Genomic DNA, 2,791 nt, shown 5'->3' on the forward strand with positions numbered 1-2,791 from the left:
GGATACCGTCGTGATAATTTCAAAGGGTTGGATGCGGAAGCCATGTCGTCGCCGAACATTCATCCTGCTGCCCCGGGCCATTTGCCGCCCTTCATCACGGCGCCGGGAGAGACTGACTATCTCATGGTCGCGATGGCGGTGCTGCTCCTCGTCGCGATCCTGACGGTTGGCGTCATCTTCTTCCGGCTGCACACATTGCCGGAGCGGATGGCGCATAAGTCGCAGAAGCTCCAGTTCGAGATTGTCGCGGTCCTTGGGCTTCTGGCTCTGTTCACGCACATCCACCTGTTCTGGGTGGCCGGGCTCCTGCTGGCGCTKATCGACCTGCCCGACTTCTCCGGTCTCTTTGGTCGCATGGCTCACGCTCTCGAGCGCATTGCGGGTTCGACGCCCCGCCGCGGCGGGGGAGCAACAACCGAGCCACCAGACCCGTCCGATTCCCAGGAGATGCCTACAGATCACGGGGCGGAGCAGCATGGGCGCAAGAAGGAGCCGACCCATGCTTGAGCTCATGTTCTGCTCGCTTCTGACGATCCTGCCGGACTATCTGTTTCGCCGCTATTATCAGGGCCGGCGCATTGGCAAGGAGATCACGCTCTATTCGGTCTGGTTCGAATTGCGCTGGGGCATCACGGCCTGCGCGATGCTGACCATCGGGTTGATCACGGTGATCTTCTACAATCATCCCTCGACTACGAACGCGACCCTGTTCTTCAGGGCGGTGCCGATCGTGCCCGAGATCAATGGGCGGGTCGCCGAGGTCTATGTCGGGCTCAGCGGCAGGATCGAAAAAGGCGCGCCGATCTTCAGACTGGATAGCAGCCGGCAGGAAGCGGCGGCCGAAACCGCCCGCCGCAAGATTATCGAGGCCGACGCTGCGCTCGCYGTCGCCCGGTCCGAGCTCGCCTCGAACGAATCCAAGATCCAGGAGGCGCGGAGTGACCTCCAGCAGGCGCAGGACGAGTTGCGGACCAAGCAGGAATTGATGCGACGGAACGCGGATGTCGTCGCGCAGCGCGAGATCGAGCGGCTGCAAGTCCTCGTCGCCGGGAAGGAAGCCGCTGTGAACTCGGCAACCGCGGCGCGAGACACGGCGCAAACGCGGATCTCGACCCTGCTGCCGGCGGAGAGGGAAAGTGCTCAGGCGGCCCTGGCCCAGGCCCAGGTCGATCTCGAGAAGACCGTGATCAGAGCCGGAGTGTCCGGGCGTGTCGAACAATTTGCGCTTCGTGTCGGCGACATCGTCAATCCGCTTCTGCGCCCCGGCGGCGTCCTGATCCCCGAAGAGGCCGGGCGCTCCTCCTTGCAGGCCGGTTTCTCCCAGATCGAGGCGCAGGTCATGAAGGTCGGCATGGTAGCCGAAGCCACCTGCATCTCGAAGCCCTGGGTCGTCATTCCGATGGTGGTGACCGGGGTGCAGGACTTCATCGCAGCCGGGCAGTTTCGCGGCGGCGAGCAGTTGATCGATGTTCAGCAGATCGCCCGGCCCGGCACGATCCTGACATTTCTCGAGCCGCTCTATCCCGATGGGCTCGATGGCGTGACGCCAGGCAGCAGCTGCATCGCCAACGCCTATTCCAGCAATCACGATCGCATCGAGTCCAAAGAAACTGGATCCGTCAAAAAGGTCCTCCTTCATGCGGTGGATGCGGTCGGGCTTGTCCATGCCATGCTCCTGAGGATCCAGGCGCTGGTCTTGCCCATTCAAACACTGGTCTTCGCCGGACACTGATCCGGCAGCTCGCCCACCGATCGATCGTCGTCCCTCGCGCCCGCCATGCGCAGCTCGCGGCCAATGGCTCGCGCAGGCCATAGCAGCCGCACGAGATCCCCATAAAAATGGTGGCCGAATGCGTCGGGCAGGCGTAAGCTTCCGGCGCGCTTCTTAAAACTCTTACGGATTTCGCACCTGTACGTGGAGATGTTGGTCGGGGGAGGCCAAGTCCATGCAGCGGAGAAATTCTGGCAGGGCCTTTCTGAGTTCTGACGGGAGCGGCCCATCATCCAGAGATATTATGGAACAACTTGAACTGATCCTGGCAAGTCCGGAGTTCAAGGTATCCGACCGGATCAGGCGGTTTTTAAGTTATGTTACCAATGAAACACTTGCGGGCCGGGCCGAGCGTATCAAGGCCTATTCGATAGCGACCCAGGTCCTGGGCCGCGATTCACATTTCGATATTCAGAATGATCCCGTCGTGCGCATCGAAGCCGGGCGTCTCAGGCGCGCGATGGAGCGCTATTACTTTGTCGCGGGGCAGGCCGATCGCGTCTCATCGAAATTCCGAAGGGCGGCTACGTTCCGCATTTCTCATGGCGGTCGCTCGATTCATCGACCGTGCACAGGCAGAGGCCGCAGCACACGGCCATAGCCGCCTCGGCCCGGCCGAAGCCGCGGACACCCTGGGCCTGGGCGCTGATCGGCGCCATGGCGCTGGTCGTCGTCGGCGGCGTCGGGACGGGGCAGGTCTGGCGCAGCGGTCGGGCGGACGGCCCGGTCCGTCCGGCCCTTGTCGTGGCGCCCTTCGCCAATCTCTCTCCTGGCTCCGAGGCCGGGCTGCTCGCTGCGGGCATCACCGAAGAGGTGCTCGTCCAGCTGGCGAGGTTCAAGGAATTGTCGGTCTATGTGCGGGAGTCGCCGGGCAAGACGACGTCCGCACTCCCCGCGCCGGAGGCCGGAGGCAGGCCGGGCAGGGAGTTCGTCCTTGAAGGCAGCATACGCACCTCTGACGGAAAGCTCCGGGTCTCCAGCCGCCTGCTTGATGGCGCCACGGCGGCGATCCTCTGGTCC

General features: G+C 63.3%; 3 protein-coding genes and 1 pseudogene. All 4 read left to right on the forward strand.

What is annotated here, in order from left to right; all coding sequences use genetic code 11:
* Positions 1-42 precede the first annotated feature (42 nt).
* Positions 43-507: a hypothetical protein gene (locus tag AC1DRP_RS36035; protein ID WP_441508980.1), complete on the forward strand. Its 465-nt coding sequence runs from the start codon at positions 43-45 to the stop codon at positions 505-507.
* Positions 500-1,732, forward strand: a complete 1,233-nt coding sequence (locus tag AC1DRP_RS36040) for an HlyD family secretion protein (RefSeq protein ID WP_441508979.1) — start codon at positions 500-502, stop codon at positions 1,730-1,732. The genes AC1DRP_RS36035 and AC1DRP_RS36040 overlap by 8 nt, the downstream gene beginning before the upstream one ends.
* Before the next feature lie 283 nt (positions 1,733-2,015).
* Positions 2,016-2,372: a hypothetical protein gene (locus AC1DRP_RS36045; RefSeq protein WP_476771082.1), complete on the forward strand. Its 357-nt coding sequence runs from the start codon at positions 2,016-2,018 to the stop codon at positions 2,370-2,372.
* Positions 2,339-2,791, forward strand: a pseudogene (locus AC1DRP_RS36050) (hypothetical protein); the annotation flags it as partial. The gene AC1DRP_RS36045 and the pseudogene AC1DRP_RS36050, both read left to right, overlap by 34 nt.

The organism is Allobosea sp. 01N443 (assembly GCF_056399325.1).